Here is a 26,497-nt window from a genome sequence, read left to right as displayed (position 1 = left end):
GATGGACGAAGCCGTCCTCGACGAATTTTCTCACCTGATCGGGTGGCAGTGCCGGCATGAGTTCCCCACCTCCGGGACCGCATCCCGTCCCGCCCGCCGATCCACCACCAAACGTTTTTCGAGTTCGCGCCGACGATCCGGCATCCTTCCTTCGATCATCGCGCCGCGTGTGTCGGCGATCAGTCTTCTTCGCCGTGCTACGCTCCGCATTCAGGGCGCGGTGCCGGGCTTGCCGCACCTTCGCCCGCGAACCGGATGCCGAACATCAGGCTTACCGACAACACAAACACGTTCCCTGGCACAGCGAGGATCACTCGATGGCACAGAAGGTTCTCGTCCAGCTTGTCGACGATCTGGACGGCACCACCAGCAACGACATCTCCACCGTGCAGTTCGGTCTCGACGGCGTGACCTACGAGATCGACCTCACCAAGGCGAACGCGGCGAAGCTGCGCAAGGGCCTCGAGGACTTCATCGCCGCCGCCCGCCGGGTCGGCGGCCGGGCCAAGCGGGGTACCGCGGGCAGCGCGCCCAAGGCGAAGACCAGTTCCACTGGCGGCTACACCCGCGAACAGAACCAGGCCATCCGGGAGTGGGCCAAGAAGAACGGGCACGACGTGTCCGAGCGCGGCCGCATCCCGTCACACATCATCGAGGCATTCGAGAGCGCGCACGGCCGCAAGAAGAAGAACCCCGCCGCCTAGCCATTCCCGGCATCTCGCCGCTCGGGCAATACCGCCCCCACCGACCGACGGGCCGCACCTGCCCATTTGGCCACGTAACGCGGCCGCGCAGAAGCAGCGGAGAACGCGCGCGGAACCGCCGGCCACGCTTGCGCACGCGTTGCAGGCTCGGGGCGCCGGGCCGGGTACGGCTTTCGCCGGGCCATCGGCCGTACCCGTCCGGTCCCCCGGCGCCCGAGCCCACCGGCCCGGCCACCTCCTGCCGGCATATCGTCCGGGCATATCCGGGCGAATTCCCGCAACGGATGCCGGTGTCACATCTTGGCGGCCGCGCTCCTGACCGCCTCGCGGATGCGGAAGTAGGTGCCGCACCGGCAGATGTTGCGCAACTCGTCGAGGTCGGCGTCGCTGATCTCGCGCCCCTCGGTCCTGGCCTGCCGGACCTTGGCGATGGCCGCCATGATCTGCCCGGGCTGGCAGTAGCCGCACTGGGCCACGTCGTGGTCCAGCCACGCCTGCTGCATCGGGTGCAGGGCGCCGGTCTGGCGGTCGGCGAGTCCCTCGATGGTGGTGATCTCGTCGGTCGGCTTGATCTGCGAGACGGGCACCGAGCACGGGTTGAACGCCTTGCCGTTGATGTGGCAGGTGCACGCCTTGCAGACGTCGAGGCCGCAGCCGTACTTGGGGCCGGTGACGCCGAGCAGGTCGCGGAGCACCCACAGCAGTCGCAGGTCGTCCGGAGCCTCCACGGTGACCCGCTGGCCGTTGAGGATGAAGGTGTGCTGTGACACTACGGCTCCTAGTGCTTGTTCCTGAACGTGCGAGCTTCGCCCCGACGCGTTCCTGGGCTCGTCATCGCAGGTCCGTCCGGTTCCGGAAGAGCTGTCAGAACGCGTACTTCAGGCCGTCGGTGGGCGACTGCGGAATCGGTGGCACCCGGGGCAGCGGATCGAAGCCGAGGGTGCCGTGGTTGATCGGGAAGCGGGTGGGCATGGTGCCGGTGGCGCGGGCATAGGCGCACGCGACCGCGGCCAGTGAGCTGGCCACACCGAGTTCGCCGGCGCCGCCGGGGTCGCCCGTGGTGGTCGGCATGACGACGATCTGCATCTCGGTCGGCGTGTTCCACTGCCGGGTGTAGAAGAAGTTGTCCCAGCTTCCCTCCAGCGGCAGCCCGTCGGCGATGTGCAGGCTCTCGGTGAGCGCCAGGCCGATCCCGTCGGAGATGCAGCCCATCATCTGCGCCTGAAGCCCCCGGGGGTTGATCGGCCGGCCCACGTCGACGACCATCACCGCCTTGGTCACCCGGGGGCCGGTGACGCCGTCGCGGACCTCGCGGTTGACCGTCTCCGGGCGGCAGTCGATTTCCACCAGCACCGCGCTGCAGCTCTTGTACTCGTGGTGGAAGCCGACGCCCTGCGCGGTGCCCTTCGGCATCGACCGCCCCCACTGGCCGACCTGGGCGAGCTTGTCCAGCACCGCGCGGAACCGGTCGTCCTTGAAGAAGGACCGGCGGAACGCCACCGGGTCCTGGCTCATCTTCGCGGCGAGCTGGTCCACCACGAGTTCCCGCGCGCACACCACGTTGGGCGAGTAGACGTTGCGCATGCTGCCGGTGTGGAACTTCAGCGGCACCTCGGTGAGCGTCTGGGTGGTGGCGCCGAAGTTGTAGGGCACCGACTGGGACAGGGTGAACACCGTCTCGGAGAAGCCGAGCTCGCCGACCGGCAGCTTGGCGGAGGTGGCGGTGAGAATCTCGCCGAGACCGTGACTGAAGTCGGTGGCGGAGCTGGCGTGCCGCTGCTCGTAGCTGACCACGTTCGCACCGGAGTAGTTGACCCGGATCCGCGAGTAGCTCATCGGGTGCGCCCGGCCGTGCCGGAAGTCGTCGGTGCGGTGCCACATCAGCTTGACCGGCTTGCCGATCTTGTGGGAGATCTCCGCGGCCTCCAGCGCGGCGTCGCCGAACAGCTTGCGGCCGAAGGACCCGCCGCCCTGGGTGACGTGCACGGTGACCGCGCTCACCGGCAGGCCCAGCATCTTCGCGATCTGCTCCTGGGTGGTGATCGGCGACTTCAGCCCGGACCAGATCTCCGCCCGGTCCTTGCGGACGTCGGCGATGGCGCAGTTGGTCTCCAGCGCGCTGTTGCTGGCGAAGGCGAACACGAACTCGGCATCGATCGACTTGGTGAGCACCGGCGGCACCGCGGGCGGCGGGGTGGCCGCCTTGAGCTTGTCCAGCACGGTGTCGTCGGACTCGCCGTCCACGCTGCCCGGTCCCCAGGTGACCTGGAGCGCGCGGACCGCGTCGATGCACTGACCGAAGGTCTCGCCGCGCACCGCGACGCCGGTGGAGACGACCGCCACGTCGGTGATGCCGGGCATGGCCCTGACCTGTGCCAGGTTGCGCACCGCCCGGACCGTGCCGTTGATCGTGGGCGGCCGGCACACCATGGTGGGCTTGGCGTTCGGCACGGCGAGGTCCAGGGTGAACTTCTTCTTGCCGGTGACGATGTCGTGCGCGTCCACCCGGTTCTGCGGGGTGCCGACCAGGGTGAACGCCGACTCCGGTTTGGGTGTCACGGTGACCGGCCGGACCGTGTCGCTGGCCGCGGCCCTGGCCAGTGAGCCGTAGCTGGCGGTCTTCCCGTTACCGGACCGGATCACGCCGTTCTTCACCGACAGCGAGGACACCGGGACGCCCCACTGGGCGGCCGCGGTGGCCAGCAGCCGGGCCCTGGCGATCGCGGCGGCGGTGCGCACCGGCTGGTACATCGCGTGGATGGTGTTCGAGCCGCCGGTGAGCTGGTTGAACAGCAGCTCCGGCCGGGCGTCGGCGAGGGTCACGGTGACCTTGGACAGCGGCAGGTCCAGTTCCTCCGCGATGAGCATGCCGATCGCGGTGGTGATGCCCTGCCCCACCTCGGCGCGCGGCAACGCGAACGACGCCGTGCCGTCCGGGTTGACCTGGACGGTGATCAGGTTGGCGGTGGGCATCGCCGCGTCGGTCAGCGCGTCGCTGAGGTCGTAGGTGTCGGCCGGCTCCGGCGGCGAGGGGATGGCGCCCTCCGCCGTGTCCGGGTCGACGGCCGCGCCGCCGATCTCGGCGGCCACCGCGAGGGTCGGCGCCGCAAGGAGATAGCCGAGGAAGCGGCGCCGCCGCACGCCGGGCGGCCGGATCTCCGTTGCGGGCCAAGGCGATCGACGTTGGTCTGCCACGACGTTCCTCTCCACGAGCCTGGTGCCGAAGCTGCGCTGTGGTGCGCACCGGACGGACGCCGGCGATCCCCCGAAGGGCGGGTGATCCGCATCCGCCGTGCAGCGGAGCGTGACGCAGCGCACACCCACCGGACAATGCCTGGCTGCCCACCGTTGGCGGGACGGCGCTGTGCACCCTGCACAAGCCGCGCGGCTCCCGGCGGCTCAGTCGAAACCGAGCCGCACCGCGATCAGCGCCAGGCCGAGGGTGAGCGAGTCGGCCCGGTGGTGCAGCCGCTGCCCGGTGAGTTCCTCGAACCGGTTGAGCCGGTTGAGCACCGTGTTGCGGTGGCAGTACAGGGTGGCCGCGGCGTGTGCGGCGGAGCAGTTGACCGAGAACCAGGTGGCCACCGTGGTCAGCAGAGCGTCGCGCTCGTGCGGCGGGAGTTCCAGCACGGGACGCAGGGTCACCTCGACCAGCCGCCTGGCCAGCTCCGGCGAGCGCATCAGCAGCGACTCGGGCAGCCGCTCGTCCAGGGTGATCAGCTGCCGTTGCCCCGGAGCCAGCGTGTGCAGGGCGGTGCGGGCCATCTCGTAGGCGGAGCCGACCTCGTCCAGCCCGGTCACCGGCGGCGCCGCCGCGGCCCGCCCGCGCAGCCTGGGCCGCAGCTCGGCGAGCACCGCGTCGGCGCCGTGCTGTTCCAGCGCGACCAGGCCGACCAGGCCCTCGCCGCGGAGTTGCCACACGGAGCGGATGCCGCACCCGGCCAGCGCGTCGGCGGCGCACGCCAGTGCCGGCCGCCCCGCCGTGCCGCCGTCCTCGGCTGCTTCGGCGGCCACCACCAGGTACCGGCCGTCCGCGGGCAGGCCCAGGGTGCGGGCGGCGGTCTGGGCGAAGCCGTGGTCCCGGCCGCGGCCGCGCAGCAACTGGTCGATCAGCGCGTTGCGCCGCTGGTCGTCCTGGCGGATCAGGTCCAGCTCGGTCTCCCGGTAGGACCGGGCCACCTCCGAGGACACCGCGTCCACCACGGTCCACACCGAGGTGCCGACGTCCAGCAGGTCCGCGGGGTCGATGCCGCCGCCGGCCCTGGCCGCCTCCAGCAGCGCCTGCCAGATCACCCGGCCGCCGAGCCGGTAGGAGCGCAGCACGTCGTCCAGCGGGACGCGCTGCAGCGCGCGCTGCCGGCCGGTCTCCCGCGCCGGCCCGTACCGGGGCACCCCGTCGGGTACCGCGTCGGCCAGGATCTGCAGCACCCGCTCCACGTTGTTCCGGCACGACCGTCGCAGGTCGGCGAGCGACACCAGGGAGGAGTCCAGGTAGCCGCGGTTGTCCGCCAGGATGGCGTCCACTAACCGCTGGTTGACCCCGTCGATGTCGGCCAGCAACTGCCCCACCAGCGTGGCGGGCACCCCGCGCGGCCCGAGCTGCACGACGTCGGGCGTCTCGACCGCCATGGCTGGACGCTAGCGCCGGGCCGCCTTTCGCACTAGTGGCGACCGGCAACCGGCGCAACACCGGTCGGCCGTCCCCGGCTGGCCCGGCCGGAGGCCGGTGCACGCCCACCATCGCCGTCCGGCGGCGGCCGCGTCCATGATCTCCGGGGTAACGCCGCTCACCCCGCCGGGCGCCGGCGCAGGGCCGCCAGCGCCGGCACCGCCATCAGCATCGAGGCACCCGCGGCGGCGAAGGCCACGGCCGGGTTCGCCTGGTAGACGGGCAGCCAGGCGAGCGGGGCGACCGCGGCGCCGGCGAACCGGAACGCGGCCACCACGGACAGCGCGCCGCCACGGTTGCCGGGCACGGCCCGCACGGTGAGGTTCTGCAGCGCCACGGTGAGCATCGCGGACGCGGCGCCGGCCAGCGCCCAGTACGCGGCGAGCGTCGGCGTCGAGCCCGAGATGCCGACCAGCGCGACGAACAGGCCGTTCACCACGGCGGCCAGCGCGCCGCAGCCGCGCGCCCCGAACCGGTCGGTGACCCGGCCCCACAGCGAGCCGAGCAGCAGCCCGGCAACGCCGTAGCCGAGCAGCACCACGCCGGTCTGCTCGGGCGAGACGGCGAGGTGCTCGCCGAGGTCGAGGGCGACCAGGAAGGGCAGCGCCGAGGACCCGAAGTAGGACAGGAACGCGCCGGCGGACAGCATCCCCATGTCCCGGCCGAGCAGCGGCCGCCACGGCGGGGTGGCCGCCCCGGACCTCGGCGCGCCCGGTGGCGGGGCGAGCGCGAGCAGCGCCGCGACCACCGCGACCGCGACGAACCCCAACCGCCACGAGGTCGCCGCGGCGAGCCCGCCGACCAGCGGAGCGAAGGACTGGCCGCCGGCCTGGCAACTGGAGTAGACGCCGACGGCGCGGCTGAGCCGTTCCGGCGGCACGATGTCGGCCAGGCCGGCCAGCAGCAGCGGCGTGGTGAACGCGTTGGCCGCGCCGAGCACCGCTCTGGCGGCCAGGAAGATCGGCAGCGTCGGCGCCAGCGCGCACACCACCGAGCCGAGCGCGTAGACCAGGTAGGCGATCCGGACGGTGCGGCGGCGGCCCCAGCGCTCGCCGAAGGTGCCGGAGACCAGTTGGATGGCGGCGAACGGCACGAAGTAGGCGGTGATCGAGCCGGCCACGGCACTGGTCGAGGCGTGCACCGAGGCGGCGATCTGGGGCAGCATCGGCGCCACCACGCCGCCGCCGAACGGTCCGAGCAGGCCGCCGACGTAGACGGCGGCGGCCAGGAACCGGGACCGCGGGGTGGCCGGCCGGGTGGCCAGTTCGACGCCGCCGCCCGGCGGGTGCTCGCCGGTCATGGCGTGGGCGCCCGGCAGACGATCTCGCCGTGAATGATCCCGAACCAGCCGTCCTCCGCCTCGGCCCAGGCGTACCAGGCGTCCCGCAGCCGCCGCAGGGTGGCCTCGTCGGCGTGCCCGCCGGCGACGGCGTGCCGCGCGACCGCCGAGTCCACCATCCGGTCGCCCCACGTCCTGCTCCACCACAGTCGCTCCGCCGGGGTGGCGAAGCACCAGGCCGACGCGGTCGCGGTGATATCGGAGAAGCCGGCCTGCCCGGCCCAGCAGACCAGCCGCCGCCCGGCGTCCGGCTCGCCCCCGACCGACCGGGCGACGCGCCGGTACACCGACAGCCACTCGGCCATCCCCGGCGACCGCGGGTACCAGGCCATCGCGGCGAAGTCCGCGTCGCGCACGGCCACGATCCCGCCCGGCCGGCACACCCGGCGCATCTCCCGCAGCGCGCCGACCGGGTCGGCGAGGTGCTGCAGCACCTGGTGCGCGTGCACCACGTCGAAGGCGCCGCCGGGGTAGTCCATGGCATACACGTCCCCACGTCTCCCATATGGCAAGAATTCTTTTCCAGATGTCGGCCCGCCGTAACACCGTTCGGCCGATCAGTCGGCGCGTGGTGCGTGCGCACGAGCCTCGGCCAGGATCGGTTGGGCGGCGGCGAACGCGCGGTTGCCGGCCGGGACGCCGGCGTAGACCGAGACGTGCAGCAGCACCTCGGAGATCTCCTCCGGGCTCAGGCCGTTGCGCAGCGCGGCCCGCACGTGCATGGCCAGCTCGTCGTGGTGGTTCAGCGCCATGAGCGCGGCCAGGGTGACGAGGCTGCGGGTGCGACGGTCCAGCCCGGGCCGGGACCAGATGTCGCCCCAGGCGACGCGGGTGATGAAGTCCTGGAAGTCGCGGGTGGTGTCATCGGTGCGGGCGACGGCCCGGTCGACGTGCTCGTCGCCGAGCACCGCCCGGCGCACCGCCATGCCCTGCTCGTGCCGGGCGGCATCGTCCATCTGCTACTCCTCCGTGAAGTGCGCCAGCAGCAGCCGGTTGACGGTTTCCGGGTGCTCGACGTTGGCCAGGTGCGCGGCGCGCGGGATCGTCTCCAGCCGGGCACCGGGAACGCGCCGGGCGATCTCCTCGAGGTGCGCGGGCGGGGTGGCCGGGTCGTCGGCGCCGGCGATGGCCAGCGTCGGCACGGTGATCCTGGCCAGGTCGGCGCGCAGGTCCATGACCGCGATGGCGTCGCAGCAGCCGGCGTACCCCTCGGCGGGGGTGCCGGCCAGCATGGCCAGGATGTCGTCCACCACGTTCGGGTGGTCACGGCGGAAGTCCTCGGTGAACCAGCGCCCCGGCGCCGCGCCGAGCATCGCGGACATGCCCTGCGCGCGCACCGTGGCGGCCCGGTTCTCCCAGCTTCCGTTCACGTTCAGCGCCGCCGAGGTGCACAGCACGGCCAGCCGGCGGATGCGGTCCGGCGCGTGCGCGGCCAGCCACATGCCGACCATGCCGCCCAGGGACAGCCCGCAGAACCGGACCTGGGCCACGCCGAGGGCGTCGAGCAGGTCGAGCACGTCGCCGGCGAGGTCGGCGATGGTGTACGGGCCGGGCGGCACCCAGGACTCGCCGTGGCCGCGGTGGTCGACCCGCACCACCCGGAACCGCTCGGCGAGCACCGGGAGCTGGGGCCGCCACATCTCCCGCGTGGTGCCGATCGAACCGGCCATGACGACCACGTCGGCGTGCTCGTCTCCAGTGACGTCGTAGCCGAGCCGTGCACCCCTCACTCGTCGCCTCCGCCTCGTCGGTGCTCGTCGAGGGCCCGGTCGACGAACGCGCCCGTCGAGCCGAGGTAGGTGGTCGGGTCCAGGGCGGCGTCCACGTCCGCCTTGGCGAGGTTCACCCGGTCGTCGGCGAGCAGCACCTCGCGCAGCGGCACGCCCCGCTCAGCGGCCGTCCTGGCCAGCTCGGCGACCAGGTCGTGCGCGGCGGCCCGGCCGAGCGTGTCGGCGAGCCGGCCGGTGACCCGCTCGGCGAGGATGGCCCCGCCGGTGAGGTCGAGGTTGGCGCGCATGCGGTCGGGGTGCACCCGCAGGCCGGCCAGCACCTCGGCGGTCCGGCCGGCCGCGCCGCCGGTGAGGTGCAGCAGGTCGCGCAGCGGCTCCCACTCGGCGTGCCAGGAGCCGGTGGCCCGCTCGTTCTCCGGCAACCCGGCGGCCAGCAGCGTGGCCACCAGCCCGGGGGTGCGCCGGGCCGCGGCGATCACCCGCACCGAGGCGATCGGGTTGCGCTTGTGCGGCATGGCCGACGACCCGCCGCCGGTGGGTTCGGCCAGCTCGCCGACCTCCTGCTGGGAGCCGAGTACCACGTCGGTGGCGATCTTGCCGAGCGCGGCGACGGTGGACCCGAGCGCGCCGGCCAGCTCGTGCACCCTGGTCCGGTCGGTGTGCCAGGGCAGGCTCGGCGCGGCCAGGCCGAGTTCCTCGGCGAGCGCGGCGAGCACCGCGGTGCCCTGCTCGCCCAGCGCCGCCAGGGTGCCGGCGGCGCCGCCGAACTGCACGGCGAGCCGGGCCCGGGCGGCGGCGAGCCGGGCCCGGGCGACGTCCAGCGCGGCCAGCCAGCCGGCCGCCTTGAGCCCGAACGTGGTGGGCAGTGCGTGCTGGCCGACGGTGCGGGCGACCATCGGCGTGTCCCGATGCCGGCGGGCCAGCTCGGCGCAGGCGTCCGCGGCGGCGGCCAGCCTCCTGCCGACCAGCCCGGTGGCCCGGTGGGCGAGCAGCATCAGCGCGGTGTCCATGACGTCCTGGGTGGTGGCGCCGAAGTGCACCCACCGGCGCGCGTCCTCGGGCACCCGGGCGCCGATGTCCCGGGTCAGCGGGGCCACCGGCGCTCCGGTTCCCGCGGCGCGGCGGCCCAGGTCGTCGGCGTCGTAGTGGTCCGGCACGCACGCCGCGACGATCGCCTCGGCCGCGTCCGCCGGCAGCACGCCGACCCGCGCCTGCGCCCTGGCCAGCGCGGCCTCGAAGCGCAGCAGCGCGGCCAGCAGCGCCCGGTCGTCCAGCGCCGCGTCCACCTCGGCGTCCCCGCTCACCGGGCCGAGCAGCCCGCCGAACCTGGTGCTACCCACGGCACAACCGCCTAGACACGGAAGAACGCCGTCTCCTTCTCGCCCTGCAGGTAGATGTCGAACCGGTAGCCGCCCTGTTCGGCCCCGGCGATCAGGGTCCGGCGCACCGCCGGGTCGTCGATCGAGGTGAGCACCGGGTCGGCGGCGTTCGCCTCGCCCTCGTCCGGGAAGTACAGCCGGGTGACCACGCGGGCGAGCAGGCCACGGGCGAACACCGACACGTTGACGTGCGGCGCCTCGGTGCGGCCGTCCGGGGCGGGCAGCGGGCCGGGCTTGACGGTGCGGATGGTGTAGCGGCCCTCGGCGTCGGTGGCGCACCGGCCGAAGCCGCGGAAGCCGGGCACCGGCGGGTCGGTGGCGCCGCGCGGGTCGTCCGGGTGCGCGAACCGGCCGTTCGGGTCGGCCTGCCAGGTCTCCACCAGCCCGTCGGCGAGCGGCTGTCCGGCGCCGTCGAACACCCGGCCGGTCAGGATGATCGCGCCGGGCGTGCCCTCCGGCACCACGTCCGGCCCGTCGTCCCAGAGCAGGCCGATGTGCAGGAACGGGCCGGCGGTCTGCGACGGGGTCGGCGCCAGCAGCTCACTCATCGTCGTGGTCCTCCTCCACCGGGGTCGGCAGCTGACCGCGCAGCACGATGTCGAACTGGAACGCGAGCGCCCACTCCGGCCGGGTGCGGGAGTGGTCGAACCGGGAGATCAGCCGCCGCCGGGCGTTCGGGTCGGGGATGGAGTTGAGCACCGGGTCCTGGAAGAACAGCGGGTCGTCCGGGAAATACATCTGGGTGACCAGCCGCTGCGTGAACGCCCGCCCAAACAGCGAGAAGTGGATGTGCGCCGGACGCCAGGCGTTGTCGTGATTCTTCCACGGGTAGGCGCCCGGCTTGATGGTGACGAACTCGTAGCGGCCGTCATTGTCGGTCATGGTGCGGCCGACGCCGGTGAAGTTGGGGTCCAGCGGGCACGGCCAGTTGTCGTTGGCGTGCCGGTAGCGCCCGCCGGCGTTGGCCTGCCAGATCTCGATCAGTGTCTCCGGCACCGGCCGGCCGTCGCCGTCCAGCACCCGGCCGTGCACGATGATCCGCTGGCCCTGCGGCTCACCCTCGTGCTGCCGGGTGAGGTCATGGTCGGTGGGGCCGACCCGCTCGTGGCCCAGCAGCGGCCCGGTGACCTCGGTGAGCAGGTGCGGCAACAGGATCAGTGGCCGTTTCGGGGCGCGCAGCCGGGTGCTGCGGTACTCCGGGGAGTCCAGGGGCGGGTCGGCGTCCTCGTGGTCCCGCCGGTAACCGGGCAGCGTCAGGCGGGTGCTGGTCGGGTTGCTGGTCACCGGTCTTCTCCTCCTCCGCCGTCTCGGCGAACTCGCGGGGCTCCTCGACGCGTCACGCGCTCGCCGCGGTCAGGGCGCGCAGCGCGGTCAGTTCCCGCTCGGTGGGTTCCGGGGTGCGGCCGAGGTCGTCGGCCACGGTGAGGTCCCAGCCGGTGGCCGCGCGCACCGCGTCCACCTCCACCCCGGGATGGACGTCGGTGAGCACCAGTTCCCGGGTGTGCGGGTCGGGCCGCAGCACGCCCAGGTCGGTGATGACCAGCACCGGCCCGGCGCCGGGCAGGCCCAGGCGCTCCCGGTCGCCGGGGCCGCGGCCGTGGCCGACCGAGGTGACGAAGTCGACGCGCTCCACGAAGCTGCGCCGGCTCTGCCGGACCACCACGAACACCTCGCGGCAGGACGCGGCGATCTCCGGGGCGCCACCCGCGCCGGGCAGCCGCACCGTGGGGTCGGCGTAGTCGTCGCCGATCACCGTGGTGTTGATGTTGCCGAACCGGTCCAACTGGGCGGCACTCAGGAAGCCGACGTCGATCCGGCCGGGCTGCAGCCAGTAGTTGAACACCTCGGGCACGCCGATCACGGCGTCGGCGGTGTCCGCGAGCACACCGTCGCCGATGGACAGGGGCAGCCGGTCCGGCTTGGCGCCCAGGCAGCCGGACTCGTAGATCAGCACCAGGTTCGGGGCGTGGGTGCGGCGGGCCAGGTTGGCCGCGGTGCTGGGCAGGCCGATGCCGACGAAGCAGGAGGTGCCGTCGCGCAGCGCCCGGGCCGCGGCGACGGACATCATCTCGTCGGTGGTGTAGCCGGCGGCCGGCCGCGCCGAGGCGGTCTGGCTCATCGTGTCCCTCCCCCTGCCGTCGCGGTGTTGTTGAACACCGTCTCGGTCAACCAGTCCCGGAAGGCGTCCCGGTCCCGGCCGATCGCGTCCCAGGCCTGGTAGTAGTCGTTGTCCCGGTCGTAGTAGCCCTGGGCGTAGGAGGGGTGGGCGCCGCGCGGCGCCTCGGCGACCACGGTCACCGCCCAGCCGGGCAGCACCATGGCACCCGGCCGGGGCCGCAGTTCGTCGACGATCTCCTCCACGGTGACCAGGCTGCGCTTCGCGGCCAGCACGGCCTCCTTGTGCACCCCGGTGATGCCCCACACCTGCACGTTGCCGGCCGGGTCGGCCTGCTGCGCGTGGACGATGGTGGTGTCCGGGTTGAGCGCCGGCACCGCGGTCAGCGTCTCGCCGGTGAACGGGCAGGTGATCTGCTTGATGTTCGGGTTGTGCGCGGGCAGGTCGGTGCCGGTGTAGCCGCGCAGCACGGCGAACGGCAGCCCGGACGCTCCGGCCACGTACCGGTTGGCCATCCCGGCGTGGCTGTGCTCCTCGATCTCCAGGGGCACCGGCCAGCCGTTCTGCACCGCGTCGCGGAACCGGTGCAGCGATCCGACGCCGGGGTTGCCGCCCCAGGAGAACACCAGCTTCCGCGCGCAGCCGGCGCCGATGAGCTGGTCGTAGATCAGGTCGGGGGTCATCCGCACCAGGGTGAGGTCACGCCGGCCCTGCCGGATGATCTCGTGCCCGGCGGCGAACGGGATGAGGTGGGTGAACCCCTCCAGCGCGACGGTGTCCCCGTCGTGCACCACCTCGCCGACCGCGTCGGCCAGCGACAGTATCCGCGCCATACTCTCCTTCTCCGGTGTCTACTGTGGAGGTTCGGTCAGTCGAACGGCAGGCCCACGTAGTTCTCGGCGAGGCTGGTTGCCGCCGCGGTGGACGTCACGGTGTAGCGGAGCTGGGACAGTTGCAGCCGCCGCTGGAACGCGTCGTGCTCGCCGAAGCGGTGCAGCATCGAGGTCATCCACCAGGAGAAGTGCTCGGCCCGCCAGACCCGGCGCAGGCAGGTGTCCGAATAGGACTCCGCCAGGTCGGTGCGGTTCTCCTTCAGCAGCGCGGTGAGCGCGCGGGCCAGTACCCGGACGTCGGCGACCGCCAGGTTCATCCCCTTGGCCCCGGTGGGCGGCACGATGTGCGCGGCGTCGCCGGCGAGGAACAGCCGCCGGTAGCGCATCGGCTCCACCACGAAGCTGCGCATCGGCGTGACGCCCTTGTCCAGCAACGGACCCTCGTGCAGGGTGAACTCGCCGTCCACCGCGAGCCGCGCGGCCAGCTCCGCCCAGACCCGCTCGTCCGGCCAGTCGGCGATGTCCTCGTCCGGGTCCACCTGCAGGTACAGCCGGGTCAGCTCGGGTGAGCGCATACTGTGCAGCGCGAAGCCCCGCTCGTGGTGGGTATAGATCAGCTCCGCGTGCGAGGGCGGTGTCTTGGCCAGGATGCCCAGCCAGGCGAACGGGTAGGTGTGCTGGTACTCGGTGAGCACCCCGGCCGGGATGCTCGGCCGGCAGATGCCGTGGAAGCCGTCGCAGCCGGCGACCACGTCGCAGCGCAGCTCGGCTGGCCGGCCCGCGGCGTCGACGTAGCTGATCCGCGGCGCGTCGCCGTCGATGTCGTGCAGCGCGACGCCGGTGACCTCGAACTCGATCCGCCCGTCGGCGGCCAGCCGCGCGGCGATCAGATCCTTGACCACCTCCTGCTGCCCGTAGACGGTGATGCACCGGCCGGTCAGCTCGGTGAGCGCGATCCGGTGGTCGGCCGCGTCGAAGCGCAGCGACAGCCCGTGGTGCGGCATGCCCTCCCGGTCCAGCCGCTCGGCGATCCCGACCTCGCGCAGCAGGTCGACGGTCGGCTGCTCGAGCACGCCGGCACGCACCCGGCGCTCCACGTACTCCCGGCTGCGCGCCTCGAGCACCACGGACTCGATGCCCGCCAGGTGCAGCAGGTGGGAGAGCAGCAACCCGGCCGGGCCGGCGCCGACGATCCCCACGGGCACCCGGCCCACCGAGGTACGCACCGTTGACCACCTCCAGGTTGGCTTCGGGTGCCAGGGTGCAGCGCCGCGCACCGGGAAAGAACTGGGCCTTCCATTCAACGGAAGACGGACACCTGGCACGATATGTCCGGCGCCGGCCACGTGCACGGCGCGGCGTTTGCCCCGCGGACGGGGACGGCCCAGCAGGGAGATCCCATGCCAGCGATGTCGCGTGGCGCGCCCCGGTCGGTGACCTCCCGGGTGCTCGCCATCCTCGGCGCGTTCAGCGCGGAGCGCGTCACGCTCGGGGTCTCCGAGATCAGCCGGCACACCGGGCTGCCGCTCACCACCGCGCACCGGCTGGTCGGCGAGCTGGTCCGGTGGGGGGCACTGGAACGTGACGACGCCGGCCGCTACCACGTGGGCCTGCGGCTGTGGGAGGTCGGCTCGCTCGCCCCGCGAGGCCTGGGGCTGCGCGAGACGGCGCTGCCGTTCATGGAGGACCTCTACGAGATCACCCACCAGAACGTGCAACTGGCCGTGCTGGACGGGGCCGAGGTGGTCTACGTGGAGCGGATCTCCGGGCCGAGGGCGGTCAGCGTGATCACCCGCCCGGGCAGCCGGCTGCCCCTGCACGCCACCGGCGTCGGTCAGGTGCTGCTCGCCTACGCCGACCGGGACCTGCAGGAGCGGGTGCTCTCCGGTCCGCTCCGGCGGTTCACCGGCAACACCGTCACCGACGCCGGCGAGTTGCGCCGGGTCCTCGCCGCGGTCCGCCGGGACGGGGTGGCCATGTGCGACGGCCAGGTGGAGACGTTCTCGCTGTCCGTGGCCGCACCGGTGTACGGACCGGCGGACACGGTGGTCGCGGCGCTGTCCGTGGTGGTGCCGGCCGAGGGCACCGATCCGCGGACGATCGTGCCGCCGGTGCGGGCCTCGGCCCGAGGCATCTCCCGCGCGCTGGGCTGGGCCGGCCACCGGAGCACCCACCGGTAGCGGCCGCCGCCGGCTCGCCGGCGTGGCCGGGTTCACGAGGACGTGGTCGCCGGCGCGGGCGGCGCCACGTCCACCCGGTCGTGCAGCGCGTATTCGACGGCCTGCTGGACGCTCAGCCGGCGGCCCTGGTCGAAGCTGGTGTCGAAGGTCCGCTCGCCGAGCGCGTGCCGGATCGCGGCGACGCACCGCCGGTGGTTCGCGACCAGCAGGCCGAGCGTCGGCTGCGCGGCGCCGAACGACTGCCAGCGCGCGGCGGAGGCACCGAGCAGCCGAGCGGCCCGCACCGGCCGGTGCTGCGCGGCCGCCGTCCAGGCCAGCGTCTCCAGGCACAGCCCGATGCCCCACGGGTCCCCGAGGGACCGCTTGGCCCGCAGCGCGTCCTCGATCAGACCGGCCGCCGCATCCGCGTCCCCCTGGCTCCACCGGGCGAAGCCGAGCGCCCACAGCGCGTAGGACCGGGACAGCTCGGCGGAGCGCTCCGCGCACAGGTCCAGGCACTCGCGCCCGGCCCGCACCGCCGCGGGAATGTCCCCGCACAGCGCGTTGGCCAGCGTGAGATGGTAGAGCGCGAGCCAGATGTCGTTGATCCGGCCGGCGTGGCTGCGGTCGTGGCGGTCCAGCGCCTCCCGGAGCAGCCGCACCGCGCCGCGGAAGTCCGCACGCATCAGCGCGGCCAGGCCGGTGAACTGGGTGGCGTACGCGCCCGCCTCGGCGTCGCCCAGCCGCTCGGCCAGCGCGCGGCACTCGGCCAGCCGGGCCTCGGCGCCCCGGATGTCACCCCTCAGCAGGGCGAAGTGGCTGTCCGCCCACAGCGCCCTGGCCCGGGTGCTGTCGGGCTCCGGGTGCAGATGCAGCGCGGTGGACAGCCAGTGCCCGCCCTCCCGGACGGCGCCGGCGGCGATCCAGTAGTAGCGCAGCGCCGTGGCCATCCCCACCGCGGAGCTCGCCTCCCCCGGCTCGGTGGCGCAGTAGCCGAGCGCGGCACGCACGTTGGCCCACTCCTCGTGCAGCCACGACAGCCAGCTCACCTGGTTCGGGCTCATCCACTCGACGTTGGCGCGGGCGGCCGACCGCTGGTAGTAGTCCCGGTGCCGGCGGCGCAGCACCCCCCGCTCGCCGTGCTGGTGCAACCGCTCGCGGCCGTACGCGTGGAGGGTCTCCAGCATCTGGTACCGGACCCGCCGGCCGGCCTCCTTCCGGCACAGCACCGACTTCTCCAGCAACGCGGCCAGTGCCGGGAACACCGCCCGTTCGGGCAGGTCGGCGTCCGAGCACACCTCCTCGGCGGCGCGCAGGTCGAAGCCGCCGGCGAACACCGACAGCCGCGCCCACAGCCGGCGCTCGTCCGGGGTGCACAGCTCGTGGCTCCAGCCGATCGCCGCGCGCAGCGCGTGGTGCCGGTGCGTACCGTCCCGCTCGCCCTCGGCGAGCACGTCGAACCGGGTGTCCAGCAGCGCCAGGATCCGCTCCGGGGACAGCGTCCGCAGCCGCACCGCGGCCAGTTCGATGGCCAGCGGAATGCCGTCCAGCCGGCGGCAGAGCGCGGTCACCGCGGCAACGTTGCCGGGCTGCACGGTGAACCCGGGCGCGGCCCGCGCCGCCCGAGCGGTGAACAGCCGTACCGCGTCGTGGTGCTCGGCCGCCGCCACGGTCGGCGGCTCCTCCGGGTCCGGCAGGGACAGCGGCGGCACCGTGAGCACGTGCTCCCCGGCGGCGCCGAGTACCTGCCGGCTGGTGATGAGGATCCGCAGCCGCGGCGCCGCCCCGAGCAGCCCGTCAACGAGCAGCGCGGTCTCGTCGAGCAGGTGCTCGCAGTTGTCCAGGATCAGCAGCAGCCGCCGGGTGCCCAGTGGCTCGGCGAGTGCGCCCGCCGGCCGGTGCGCCAGGCGGTCGGTGATGCCGAGGGTGTCCATCACGGTGTGTGTGAGGAGGGCGCCGTCGGACAGCGGGGCGAGGTCCACCCACCACACGCCGTCCGGGAAGCCGCGGTGGATCTGGCGAGCCACGCGCAGGGCCAACCGGGTCTTGCCCACCCCGGGCGGACCGGTCAGGGTGACCAACCGTGACCGCGCCAGCATCCTCCTGACTTCCGCGGTCTCCCGCCGGCGGCCGACGAAACTGGTCGCATCCTTCGGTACGTTGCCGGCCCGCTGCTTCTCCGCCGCAGCGACCACGGCCTCACGCTATGCCGGGCGCGTAGCGCGGTCAAAGGATGTCGAAGACCGGCGAATCGAGTGCTCCGGGGCGGACGGAAATCTCCGGAGCCGCCCTCGCCGGCCCGCCTCCGGAGCTGGCGTTCTTCGACTGGATCGCTTTTCCGTCTCGATCGTTGTTACGTCCAGATCGTCGTATCAACCAACGTTCTTCGCGGAACCACGCGTGTCGCCGTTTTGGTTGAAGTGGTGATGATAGAGTAATAGAGCTGGCATGCATGATGGAAAACTGATCGTTCTCGTGCGGTGACAGCGTTTGCCGCTGGTCCGACACATACGACCATGGGGCGTTACCGGTGTCCAAGTCGCCGCGGCGGGTGGGAAACCTTCCTGCGGAGGTCACGGTCTTCGTCGGCCGCCGCCGCGAGGTGGCGGAGGCGAAGCGGTTGCTGGCGGCGTCCCGGCTGGTCACGCTGACCGGCGTCGGCGGGGTGGGCAAGACGCGGCTGGCCCTGCGGGTGGCGGGTGAGCTGCAGCGCGGCTTCCCGGACGGCGCGTGGCTGGTGGAACTCGCCGACCTGAGCGATCCGGGCCTGCTGCCGCAGACGGTGGCCTCCGCCGTCGGGGCGCGCAGCCAGTCGGCGCGGCACATGGCCGACAGCCTGGCCAGCTACCTCGCGGGCAAGCGGCTGCTGCTGGTTCTGGACAACTGCGAGCACCTGTCCTCGGCCTGCGCCGAGCTGGTCGGGCGGCTGCTCGCCACGGCGCCCGGGCTGGTCGTGCTGGCTACCGGGCGGCAGGCGTTGCGGCTGCCGGAGGAGCGGGTGCTGCGGGTGCCGCCGATGTCCCTGCCGGAGGACCGGGTGCTGCAACCGGCTCGGCTGCTGCAGTACGAGGCGGTGAACCTGTTCGCGGAACGGGCCTCGGCCGCGGTGTCCGACTTCCACGTCACCCCGGAGAACTCCGCGGCGGTGGCCCGGCTGTGCCGGCGGCTGGACGGCATCCCGCTGGCCATCGAACTGGCCGCGGTGCAGCTTCGCGCGCTGTCTCCGGAGCAGGTCCTGGAGCGGCTGGACGACCGGTACCGGCTGCTGCGCGGCGGCAGCCGGATCGCCGCGCCGCGCCACCAGACGTTGCACGCGCTGATCGGCTGGAGCTTCGGACTGTGCACCGCCGAGGAGCGCACGCTGTGGATGCGGGTGTCGGTGTTCTCCGGCGGCTTCGACCTGGACGCGGCGAAGGAGGTCTGCTGCGTCGACGACGAACTCGCACCGGATCGGGTGGCGGCGACCCTGCGGTCCCTGGTCGACCGCTCCGTGCTGATCCGCAACGGCTCCGGTGACCGGGTTCGGTACCGGCTGCTGGAAACCATCCAGCACTACGGCAGGAACCGGCTGCGTGCCACCGGCGTGGAAACCGTCTTCCGGTCCCGGCACCGTGACTGGTACCAGCGCATGGCGGCGCGCGCGGAGGCCGAATGGTTCGGCCCCGACCAGGTGGAATGGTCCGCGCGGCTGCGGCAGGAGCACGCCAATCTCCGTGCCGCGCTGGATTTCTGCCTGACCGAGCCCGGGGAGGCACGCAGCGGGCTGGCCATCGCCGGCACGCTGCGCGTCTACTGGCTGTCCGGAACCGGCTTCGTCAGCGAGGGGCGCCGCTGGCTGGACCAGTTTCTCGCGCTGGACCAGGAACCGAGCCCGGAGCGGGTGAAGGGCCTGTGGTGCGGGGCGTGGCTGGCCGCGCTGCAGAACGACGTCGAGGCGGCCGAGCCGATGCTGGCCGAGAGCCGGGCGCTGGCCAGGAGGTTCGACGACGACACGGCGCTGGCCTACACCACCCAGATCGCCGGGCTGGTCGCCCTGCACCGGGGCGACCTCACCAACGCGGTCGCGCTCATCCGGCAGGCTCTCCGGCTGCACGAGGCCACCGGCGACCCGGTGGGTACCGCGCACGCGCTGATCCGGCTGGCCACCGCCGCCGTGCTGCTGGGCGACGCGCACACCGCGGTGACCCTGTGCACCCAGTCGCTGGCGATGAGCCAGGTGCACGGCGAGCGATGGTTCCGCGCGCACACCCTGTGGGTGCTCGGCATCGCGCGGTGGGAGCAGGGCGGCCACCGGCGGGCCATCGCGCTCGAGCACAAGTGCATCCGGCTGAAGTCGGAGTTCGACGACCTGCTCGGGGTGTGCGTGGCGATCGAGGCGCTGGCCTGGATCGCGGCCACGGAACGCGCCGAGCGCGCCGCCACCCTCTTCGGTGGGCTGTCCCGGATCTGGCAGGTGACCGGACTGTCCCGGCTGAGCTACCTGGACGAGCCGCACCACCGGTACGAGGCGATGACCCGCCATGCCCTCGGCGACCACGCCTACGAGAAGGCGTTCCGCCGGGGCAGCGAACTCAGCCCGGACGAGGTGATCGGCTACGCGCTGGAGGAGCGGGCCGAGCCCGGCGGCGCGGCGGACGAGCCCGCACCGGGCGGCCTCACCCGGCGGGAGCGGCAGATCGCCGAGCTGCTCGCCGAGGGATACAGCAACAAGAAGATCGCCGCCACGCTGGTCATCTCCGAGCGCACCGCGGAGAGCCACGTGGAGAACATCCTCAAGAAGCTGGGCTTCACCTCGCGTACCCAGGTCGCGGCCTGGGTCACCGAGCGCCCGTCCCACCCGGCCTGAGGACCACGCCCGGCGGGCGCCGCGACCCGGTGGCGGCGGGCCGACCGGCCGCTCAGGCGGATTCGGTCGCCGGAGGGGTCCGCGCCCGGTGGCCGTTCCCGCCGGCGCCGGCGTGGCCGTTGCCGGTGAACCGGGTGATCCACCGGCCGCGCGCCATCACCCCCACCACGGCCAGGTCGGCGTCCAGCACCACCAGGTCCGCCCGCTTGCCCGGCCGCACGGTCCCGATCTCCCCGTCCAGGCCGAGCACCCGCGCCGGCGTCGCGGACAGCGCCGCCGAAACGTCCACGATGGACAGTCCCTCGTCCAGCACGGCCCTGCGCAGCGCGGCGTCCTGGGTGAGCGTGGACCCGGCGATCGCGTCGGAGGAGGCCAGCCGGGCCACCCCGGCCGATACCCGCACCCGCATCGGCCCGAGGCGGAACGAGCCGTCCGGCAGGCCGGCCGCGCTGATCGCGTCGGTGATCAGCGCGACCCGCTCCGCTCCCACGGCGCCGAAGACCGCGCGCACCACCGCGTCGTGCAGGTGCACCCCGTCGTTGATCAGTTCGACGATTACGCCGTCGTGCTCCAGCGCCGCGGTGATCGGCCCCGGCTCGCGGTGGTGGATCGGCCGCATGGCGTTGAACAGGTGGGTGGCCACGGTGGCGCCGGCGGCGAACGCGTCCCTGGCGGTGTGGTAGGCGGCGTCGGTGTGCCCGACGGCGGCGGTGACCCCGGACTCGGCGAGGTGCCGCACCGCAGTGATACCGCCCTCCAGCTCGGGCGCCAGGGTGACCATCCGTACCGCGCCGCGGCCCGCGCGCAGCAGCGAGCGCAGCACGGGCAGGTCCGGCGCGCGCAGCAGGTGGGGATCGTGCGCGCCGCAGCGGGCCTGGCTGATGAACGGCCCCTCCAGGTGCAGGCCGGCGAGCACGCCGTCGTCGACCAGCTCGGCCAGCGCCGCCACGTCCCTGGCCAGGTCGTCCACCGAGGCGGTGACCAGGCTGGCGATCGACGTGGTGGTGCCCCGCTTCCGGTGGAAGCGGTAGGCGCGCAGCGCCGACTCGGGGTCGCCGGTGGCGTACGAGCCGCCGCCTCCGCCATGGTTGTGCAGATCGACGAAGCCGGGCAGCACCCAGTGGCCAGCGAGGTCGACCGCCTCCGCCGCCAGCCGCGGGGGCGCCGCGCCGGGCCCGTTCGCTTCGACCGCGACGATGGTCTCGCCCTCGACCGCGATGTGACCGTCGTTGATGATGCCGGTTTCGGTGACGATCCTGGCGCGGTCGAGAACTACCACCAAAGCCTCCTGCTCTCCCGGTCGCCGGAGCGCTGACCGGCGGGAACACGCCGGTTCGCCGCGCCGGACGCGCCGCACGACCATCCCCGACGGCTGTCCCGATAGTAGGGCAATTGGTTCAGACCATGCGAGTCGGCGACTCCGGCTGGCGTCAGGCCCGGTCCTGCTCGGCGAACTCCCAGCGGATCGCCGGCAACCCGCGACGCAGGTATCCCGCGGTGACGGCGAGCAGCAGCGCGACCGCCAGCACCGCGGCGAGGTGGCTGACCGTGGTCGCCCGCGTCACCGGCAACGTGTAGGCGACGGCAACCCGCGCCGCCGCGTCGGCGAGCAGCAGAACACTCCACGCCGCGGTGATGCGGCGCAGCGTGGCCCGCAACGCCGGGCAGCCGCGCCAGCGGTTCAGCCAGACCCGCTCGATCTCCGGGTCGTGCCGGGCGACGAACGTGCGGCAGAGCACGAATGCCAGCGGCCGGCCGACCGCCAGGGAGCCCAGCAGCACCACCGCGAAGCCACCGCTGAACAGCGAGTAGCGGGCCAGCGCGAGGCGGGGGTCCACGGTCAACTCACCCGCCGCGATGCCCAGCGCGATGGTCAGCACGGACAGCCCGGTCAGCGGGTCCGGCCGGCGCCGCAGCGCCAGGTCCACGGTGGCCAGACCCACCGGGAAAACCGCGGCGAGCACCAGCGCGTCCACCGACTCGAAGTCGTAGTCCAGCAGCAGCCGGTAGGTCCCGTAGGGCAGCAGCACGGCCAGCAGCACGGTGGCGGCGAAGGACACGGCCGGGCGCTGCCCGGCCGGCGCGGCACCCGACACCTCGTGCTCGCCCGCGTCCCCGGGCCCGTCGTCCTGCGCCATGGTCACCCCCTGCGTCGCGGCCGCGGCGCGTGCGACACCGCCGCCGATCGATCGCGCCGCCGGTGGCACAGTGCCGAGCGGGATCCGGGCGAGGCAAGGCAACCGATCCGCCGCGACCCGTTCGACCCAGCGAATATCGACCGGCTGGCCCAGCATCGGCTCACTCGACAGGCTGGCGGCAGGCTGGTGAACGTTCCCCGCCGGCACGGCGTAGCAAAGGACAGCACGCCTTGCGACAGGAGGACACGGTGCGGTCGATAGTAGGGCGGTCGAGAGTCGGGCACTCGAAGGTCGGCCGGTCGAAGGTCGGGACGTACTCGTTGACGGCGGCCGCGGTGATGATCGTCGCCGCCACCGTCGTCGCCACTACCAGCAGCTCTCCCGATCCGACCGCGCTGGAGCCGCAGACCACGCTGGGCGCGCAGGTCGGCGCCCGCGGTGCGGCGTTGCCCGCCTGGTACGGCGCCGCGCCGTACCTGACCGACCCGGACAACCCGCCCGACCTGACCGCGATCATGGCGGCGACCGGCCAGAAGACCTTCACCCTGCCGTTCGTGCTGGCCGCCACCAGCGGCGGCTGCACACCCACCTGGAACGGGGACCGGCCGATCGTCGACGGGGCGGTCCGGCGGCTGGTCGACACCGTGCGCGGCGCGGGCGGCGACGTGGTGGTCTCCTTCGGTGGCTTCGGCGGCGCCAAGCTCGGCCAGAGCTGCCCCACCCCGCAGGCCACCGCCGACGCGTACCAGCAGGTCGTGGACGCCTACCAGGTCCGGGCGGTCGACTTCGACCTGGAGGCGCCCGGCTACGAGAGTTCCTCGGCGCTGGCCAACGAGGTGGGCGCCGCGCAGCTGCTCCGGCAGCGCAACCCGGGCCTGTACGTGTCGATCACCACGGCGGGCACCACCGCGGGCACCGGCGGCTTCGGGCAGCAGATCCTCAACCTGGCGAAGAGCATGGGGTTCGTCCCGGACAACTTCACGATCATGGCTTTCGACAACGGCTTCACCGGCGACCGCGCGCAGATCGCCGCGCTGGAGACGTTCCACGGCATCCTGATGACCACCTTCGACTGGGACTCCGCCACCGCCTACGCGCACGAGGGCGTCCTCGGCATGAACGGCCGCACCGACGCCGGCGAGGTGTTCACCCAGGCCGACTTCCGCTCCGTGCTGACCTACGCGCTGCGGAACCGGCTGGGCCGGTTCACCTTCTGGGCGGTCGACCGGGACCGCCCGTGCGACCCGCTGCAGCCGGGCCCCGGCTGCAGCGACGTCCCGCAGAGCCCGTGGGAGTTCACCGGGTTCACCGCGCGGTTCGGCAACCAGGACGCGGCCGCCGTGCTGCCCGGCGCCCAGCCCGCCCGGCCACCCGCGCCGGCCCGGCCGCCCGCCACGACCAGGACCACCCCACCACGGCCGAACCCCGGCGGGTCGGCGCGGGCGGGTTGCTCGGCGCTGCCGTGGAACGCGACCAACCCCTACGTCGGGGGCACGGTGGTCGCCTACAACGGGCACGCGTGGACCGCGAAGTGGTGGAACCAGGGCGAGGTGCCCGGCGCCAACCCGGACAACGTCTGGGTGGACAACGGCCCGTGCGCCGGCTCCGGCCGGCCGGTCGCCACGTGCACCGCCGCGGCGTGGGACCCGAACGGCACCTACGTGCGCGGTGACACGGTCACCCACGCCGGCCGCACCTGGACGGCGAAGTGGTGGACACGCGGTGACGAGCCCGGCGCCAACCAGCAGGGCGCGTGGGCGGACGACGGTCCGTGCACGGCCCGCTGAGCGCTCACTCCCGGCCGCGGGCCGTGATCACGTTGCCGTCGCGCGGCGGCGGCGGTCGGTCAGCCGGACTCCGGGAAGGCCAGCAGCATGTCCTCGGCGAACGCCTGGTAGCGGCCGCGCCCGCTGCGCTTGGCCTGGTACATGGCGATGTCCGCGCGGCGCACCAGTTCCGCCGGGTTGGGCATGCCCGGCGTGCTCAACGCGATGCCGATGCTGGCATTGACCCGGAACTCCCGGCCGCCGATGATCATCGGTTCGCCGATCGCGCGGATGATCCGCTCGGCCACCACGGACGCGTCGGCGAGCGAGGACACGCCGTAGAGCATGATGGCGAACTCGTCGCCGCCGAACCGGGCGGCGACGTCGGTGCCGCGTAGCTGCGCGGTCAACCGCTGCGCGGTGGTGGTCAGCAACTGGTCGCCCGCGGCGTGGCCGAGCGTGTCGTTGATCGCCTTGAACCGGTCGAGGTCGATGAACAGCAGCGCGATCCGCTGGTTCTCCCGCTCGGCCATGCCCAGGTGCTGGGTCAGCCGCTCCACGAACAGGCCGCGGCTGGCCAGCCCGGTCAGCGAGTCGTGGAACGCCCGGTACATCCGGTCCACCGTGTTGGCGTCTGTGAGCGCGAGACTGGCGTGCTCGGCGAAGGCGCGCAGCGTCTGCACGTCCGCCTCGGCGTAGTCGCGGCCCGGCTGGAAGGAGCCGACTAGCAGGCCACCGGTGACCGTGCCGCTGTCGTGCACCGGCGCGGCCATCGACGCGCGCAGCCGGCCACCGGTGAGCCAGGACAGCGTCGCGCCGGGGCCGCGGGCGGCCGACCACACCACCACGTCGTCGGCCAACACCGACTCGCCCACCGCGCCCGCGTCCGCCAGCGTCACCGTGGGCCGCCGCCGGGTGACGTCCTCGCACAGCCCGACCCCGGCGACCAGGGTGCACCGGTCGGCGCCCTGGCCGTCGGTCAGCCACAAGGCGACGATATCGTCGCCGAGCAGGTCCTGCGCCGCCCGCGTGATCATGTTCAGCACCTGGCCGAGCGGGCGGCGGTGGGAGATCGCCCGTTGGATCTCGAACAGGTTCTCCAGTAATCGCTGCCGCTGCCGCAGGTCCGCCAGCAGCCGGGCGTTCTCCGCGGCCTGGCGGTCGCTGCGCTCCCGCATGGCGTGCTCGGCCTGCAGGGTGCGCAGCATGGTGAGGGTGAGTTCGAGCAGCCGCGCCATGCCGCGGACCAGGTTGCGTTCCTCCACCGAGAACGGGTCGTCGCCGCGGGCGAGGACCAGGTGCCCGGGGTGGCCGCCACCCCAGCCGGCGGCGACGGTGTGGCACCGGCCGGCGCCCGGCACGTCCAGCCGGTCCCGCTCCCGCCGGGCCACCGCGAACAGGTCGGCCTCGGGCACCGCGCCGACCGGGAAACCGACGCAGGCGGCGACCCGGTCGGCGAAGACCACCGCGGCGACCTCGGCCTCCAGCGCCTGCGCGGCCCGTTCCACCGCGCCCTGCACCGCCGAGTCCTCGTCCGGGTAGGAGGACACGACGGCCAGCAGTTCGAGGATCTGCTGGACCTGGAAGCCGGAGGGATGCGCCATCGCAGGTCAGTCCAGTTCCGGGACAGGCTGTCAGCCGAGTGCCAGGACGGCGAGCGTCTGGTTGTGGAAGCCGTCGATGCCACGCACGCGGGCGATCTCCCCGTAGGTGTAAAAGCCGGCGAACGGTGCCCCGTCGGCCCATTTCGCCATCCGGTCGTTCTCCCGCCGGACGCCGTGCTCGCCGAGCACCGGGCGCAGCGCGGAGCAGGAGAACGTGAACAGGCCGACCGGCTCGCAGCCGAGCCCGGACACCGCCTCAGCGCACGCGGTGTCGGTGGCGGCCAGGATCGACTCCTCGTCGCCGGTCATCACCCACACCAGCCCGCCGTGATCGATGGCGGTGCCGCTGGAGATGGCACGACGCTCGATGTCCACCCGGTTGCCCAGGTTGCGCGGCTCGACCCCGCTGCGCCGCTGCACACCCAGCGGCCGCGGCAGGGCGAAGTCGATGAAAGCGCCGGCGTCGGTGTAGGCCTCGGGCGGCGCGCCGAGCCGGTCCAGGTACACGTCCAGCGCCGGCTGGTCGTCCAGGGTGTAGACCCAGCCGTTGCCGCTGCCGGTCACGATCATCGGGTCGCCGACGGTGCGCCAGCCGTGCCGTACCGCGACGGACAGCGGCGCCTCCGAGGCGATGGTCACCGCGACCGCGGCATCGCTGAGCACCCGCTCGCCGCCGAGCACGTACGGCCCGCACCGCTGAAACCCCTCGGCGGCGGCCCCGCCGAACAGCGGGACGCTCGCGCCGAGCACGGCGTAGCAGCCGCGCAGCAGCGTCTCCTGCTCGCGTACCAGGCCGTCGGTGAGCAGCAGCAGGACCCGGTGCGCCAGGTCGTCGACCCGCCGCACGGAGCCGGCCAACTCCGCACCGGCCACCCGCTGTCGGCCGGACACCGCCTCGGCGGTCGCGGTGGCCACGGAGAAGCCCGCGCCGCCGATGGCGGCAATGGTGACCGTGCCGTCCGCCGGACCGCCCGGGCCGATCTCGCCGTGTGTGGAGCAGCCGATCAGCGGCACGTCCGGGGCGACGTCGTGGACGCCGGCCAGCACCGCGGCGCCGTCGTGGTGCACCGCGGTGAAGACGATCAGTAACTTCGGTTCCGGACCAGCCAGCGCGGCCCGCGCGGCGGCCGAGGCGGCGGCGCGCGAGTCCGGCTCCGCCGATCTGCCGACCCCCATCCAGCGCCTGCCGTCCGGCGATCGCCTCGCGTTCATGT

22 protein-coding genes are annotated in these 26,497 nt (G+C 73.4%); 4 read left to right on the top strand and 18 right to left on the bottom strand.

Translation table 11 applies throughout. The features are described 5' to 3' along the window. The first annotated feature begins 317 nt into the window (after positions 1-317). Positions 318-704, top strand: a complete 387-nt coding sequence (locus FFT21_RS15700; protein ID WP_137814616.1) for a histone-like nucleoid-structuring protein Lsr2 — start codon at positions 318-320, stop codon at positions 702-704. A gap of 293 nt (positions 705-997) precedes the next feature. Here the strand turns inward: FFT21_RS15700 and FFT21_RS15695 are convergent, their stop codons facing one another. The 13 genes from FFT21_RS15695 to FFT21_RS15635 form a co-directional block, all read right to left on the bottom strand. After that, positions 998-1,474, bottom strand: coding sequence for a (2Fe-2S)-binding protein (locus FFT21_RS15695; protein ID WP_137814615.1), 477 nt, complete (start codon positions 1,472-1,474; stop codon positions 998-1,000). Positions 1,475-1,568: 94 nt separating this feature from the next. Beyond that, on the bottom strand, positions 1,569-3,899 hold the full coding sequence (locus FFT21_RS15690) for a molybdopterin cofactor-binding domain-containing protein (protein WP_137814614.1): 2,331 nt from the start codon (positions 3,897-3,899) through the stop codon (positions 1,569-1,571). Positions 3,900-4,103: 204 nt separating this feature from the next. Then, the gene (locus FFT21_RS15685; RefSeq protein WP_137814613.1) at positions 4,104-5,333 is read right to left on the bottom strand and encodes a PucR family transcriptional regulator; all 1,230 of its coding nucleotides are present in this window, start codon (positions 5,331-5,333) and stop codon (positions 4,104-4,106) included. A gap of 158 nt (positions 5,334-5,491) precedes the next feature. Beyond that, positions 5,492-6,673, bottom strand: a complete 1,182-nt coding sequence (locus FFT21_RS15680) for an MFS transporter (protein ID WP_137814612.1) — start codon at positions 6,671-6,673, stop codon at positions 5,492-5,494. Then, positions 6,670-7,200 (bottom strand): methyltransferase domain-containing protein, encoded by a 531-nt coding sequence (locus FFT21_RS15675; protein ID WP_225978445.1) that lies wholly within the window; start codon positions 7,198-7,200, stop codon positions 6,670-6,672. The genes FFT21_RS15680 and FFT21_RS15675 overlap by 4 nt, the downstream gene beginning before the upstream one ends. Before the next feature lie 69 nt (positions 7,201-7,269). Continuing rightward, positions 7,270-7,668 carry a 4-carboxymuconolactone decarboxylase gene (pcaC, locus tag FFT21_RS15670; protein ID WP_137814610.1) on the bottom strand — a complete coding sequence of 133 codons (399 nt, stop codon included), beginning with the start codon at positions 7,666-7,668 and terminating at the stop codon, positions 7,270-7,272. A gap of 3 nt (positions 7,669-7,671) precedes the next feature. After that, positions 7,672-8,442 carry a 3-oxoadipate enol-lactonase gene (gene pcaD, locus FFT21_RS15665; protein ID WP_225978444.1) on the bottom strand — a complete coding sequence of 257 codons (771 nt, stop codon included), beginning with the start codon at positions 8,440-8,442 and terminating at the stop codon, positions 7,672-7,674. Next, the gene (gene pcaB, locus FFT21_RS15660; protein ID WP_225978443.1) at positions 8,439-9,782 is read right to left on the bottom strand and encodes a 3-carboxy-cis,cis-muconate cycloisomerase; all 1,344 of its coding nucleotides are present in this window, start codon (positions 9,780-9,782) and stop codon (positions 8,439-8,441) included. Before pcaB ends, pcaD begins: the two co-directional genes overlap by 4 nt. 11 nt (positions 9,783-9,793) lie before the next feature. Then, entirely contained in the window at positions 9,794-10,369 is a 576-nt protein-coding gene (pcaG, locus tag FFT21_RS15655) for a protocatechuate 3,4-dioxygenase subunit alpha (protein WP_137814609.1), read from the bottom strand. Further along, positions 10,362-11,105 carry a protocatechuate 3,4-dioxygenase subunit beta gene (pcaH, locus tag FFT21_RS15650; protein ID WP_137814608.1) on the bottom strand — a complete coding sequence of 248 codons (744 nt, stop codon included), beginning with the start codon at positions 11,103-11,105 and terminating at the stop codon, positions 10,362-10,364. Before pcaH ends, pcaG begins: the two co-directional genes overlap by 8 nt. A 52-nt stretch (positions 11,106-11,157) precedes the next feature. Then, a complete protein-coding gene (locus FFT21_RS15645) occupies positions 11,158-11,940 on the bottom strand; it encodes a CoA-transferase subunit beta (protein WP_137814607.1) in 783 nt (260 codons plus the stop codon). After that, on the bottom strand, positions 11,937-12,770 hold the full coding sequence (locus tag FFT21_RS15640; protein WP_137814606.1) for a CoA transferase subunit A: 834 nt from the start codon (positions 12,768-12,770) through the stop codon (positions 11,937-11,939). The genes FFT21_RS15645 and FFT21_RS15640 overlap by 4 nt, the downstream gene beginning before the upstream one ends. A 35-nt stretch (positions 12,771-12,805) precedes the next feature. Further along, entirely contained in the window at positions 12,806-13,996 is a 1,191-nt protein-coding gene (locus FFT21_RS15635) for a 4-hydroxybenzoate 3-monooxygenase (protein WP_371856812.1), read from the bottom strand. Positions 13,997-14,179: 183 nt separating this feature from the next. Between FFT21_RS15635 and FFT21_RS15630 the strand changes: the two genes are divergently transcribed. After that, a complete protein-coding gene (locus FFT21_RS15630) occupies positions 14,180-14,950 on the top strand; it encodes an IclR family transcriptional regulator (RefSeq protein ID WP_137814662.1) in 771 nt (256 codons plus the stop codon). Positions 14,951-14,982: 32 nt separating this feature from the next. On the opposite strand, the gene FFT21_RS15625 is transcribed toward FFT21_RS15630, so the two are convergent. Then, complete coding sequence (locus FFT21_RS15625; RefSeq protein WP_137814605.1) at positions 14,983-17,124, bottom strand: ATP-binding protein; 2,142 nt, start codon at positions 17,122-17,124, stop codon at positions 14,983-14,985. 335 nt (positions 17,125-17,459) lie between these two features. On the opposite strand from FFT21_RS15625, the gene FFT21_RS15620 reads away from it, so the two are divergent. Continuing rightward, complete coding sequence (locus FFT21_RS15620; protein WP_192909561.1) at positions 17,460-19,775, top strand: LuxR C-terminal-related transcriptional regulator; 2,316 nt, start codon at positions 17,460-17,462, stop codon at positions 19,773-19,775. Positions 19,776-19,827: 52 nt separating this feature from the next. Here FFT21_RS15620 and nagA read toward each other — a convergent pair whose 3' ends face one another. After that, entirely contained in the window at positions 19,828-21,054 is a 1,227-nt protein-coding gene (nagA, locus tag FFT21_RS15615; RefSeq protein ID WP_225978442.1) for an N-acetylglucosamine-6-phosphate deacetylase, read from the bottom strand. Between the two features lie 151 nt (positions 21,055-21,205). Then, on the bottom strand, positions 21,206-21,913 hold the full coding sequence (locus FFT21_RS15610; protein ID WP_137814603.1) for a VC0807 family protein: 708 nt from the start codon (positions 21,911-21,913) through the stop codon (positions 21,206-21,208). A gap of 248 nt (positions 21,914-22,161) precedes the next feature. Between FFT21_RS15610 and FFT21_RS15605 the strand changes: the two genes are divergently transcribed. After that, a complete protein-coding gene (locus tag FFT21_RS15605; protein WP_137814602.1) occupies positions 22,162-23,700 on the top strand; it encodes a carbohydrate-binding protein in 1,539 nt (512 codons plus the stop codon). Between the two features lie 59 nt (positions 23,701-23,759). Here FFT21_RS15605 and FFT21_RS15600 read toward each other — a convergent pair whose 3' ends face one another. Further along, positions 23,760-25,283: a sensor domain-containing diguanylate cyclase gene (locus tag FFT21_RS15600; RefSeq protein WP_137814601.1), complete on the bottom strand. Its 1,524-nt coding sequence runs from the start codon at positions 25,281-25,283 to the stop codon at positions 23,760-23,762. A 30-nt stretch (positions 25,284-25,313) separates the two neighbouring features. Then, positions 25,314-26,495: an FIST signal transduction protein gene (locus FFT21_RS15595; protein WP_137814600.1), complete on the bottom strand. Its 1,182-nt coding sequence runs from the start codon at positions 26,493-26,495 to the stop codon at positions 25,314-25,316. Positions 26,496-26,497 lie beyond the last annotated feature (2 nt).

Origin of the sequence: Gandjariella thermophila (genome assembly GCF_005405885.1) — a bacterium.
GTDB classification, from domain to species: domain Bacteria; phylum Actinomycetota; class Actinomycetes; order Mycobacteriales; family Pseudonocardiaceae; genus Gandjariella; species Gandjariella thermophila.
This window is presented reverse-complemented; position numbering and strand designations above follow the sequence as displayed.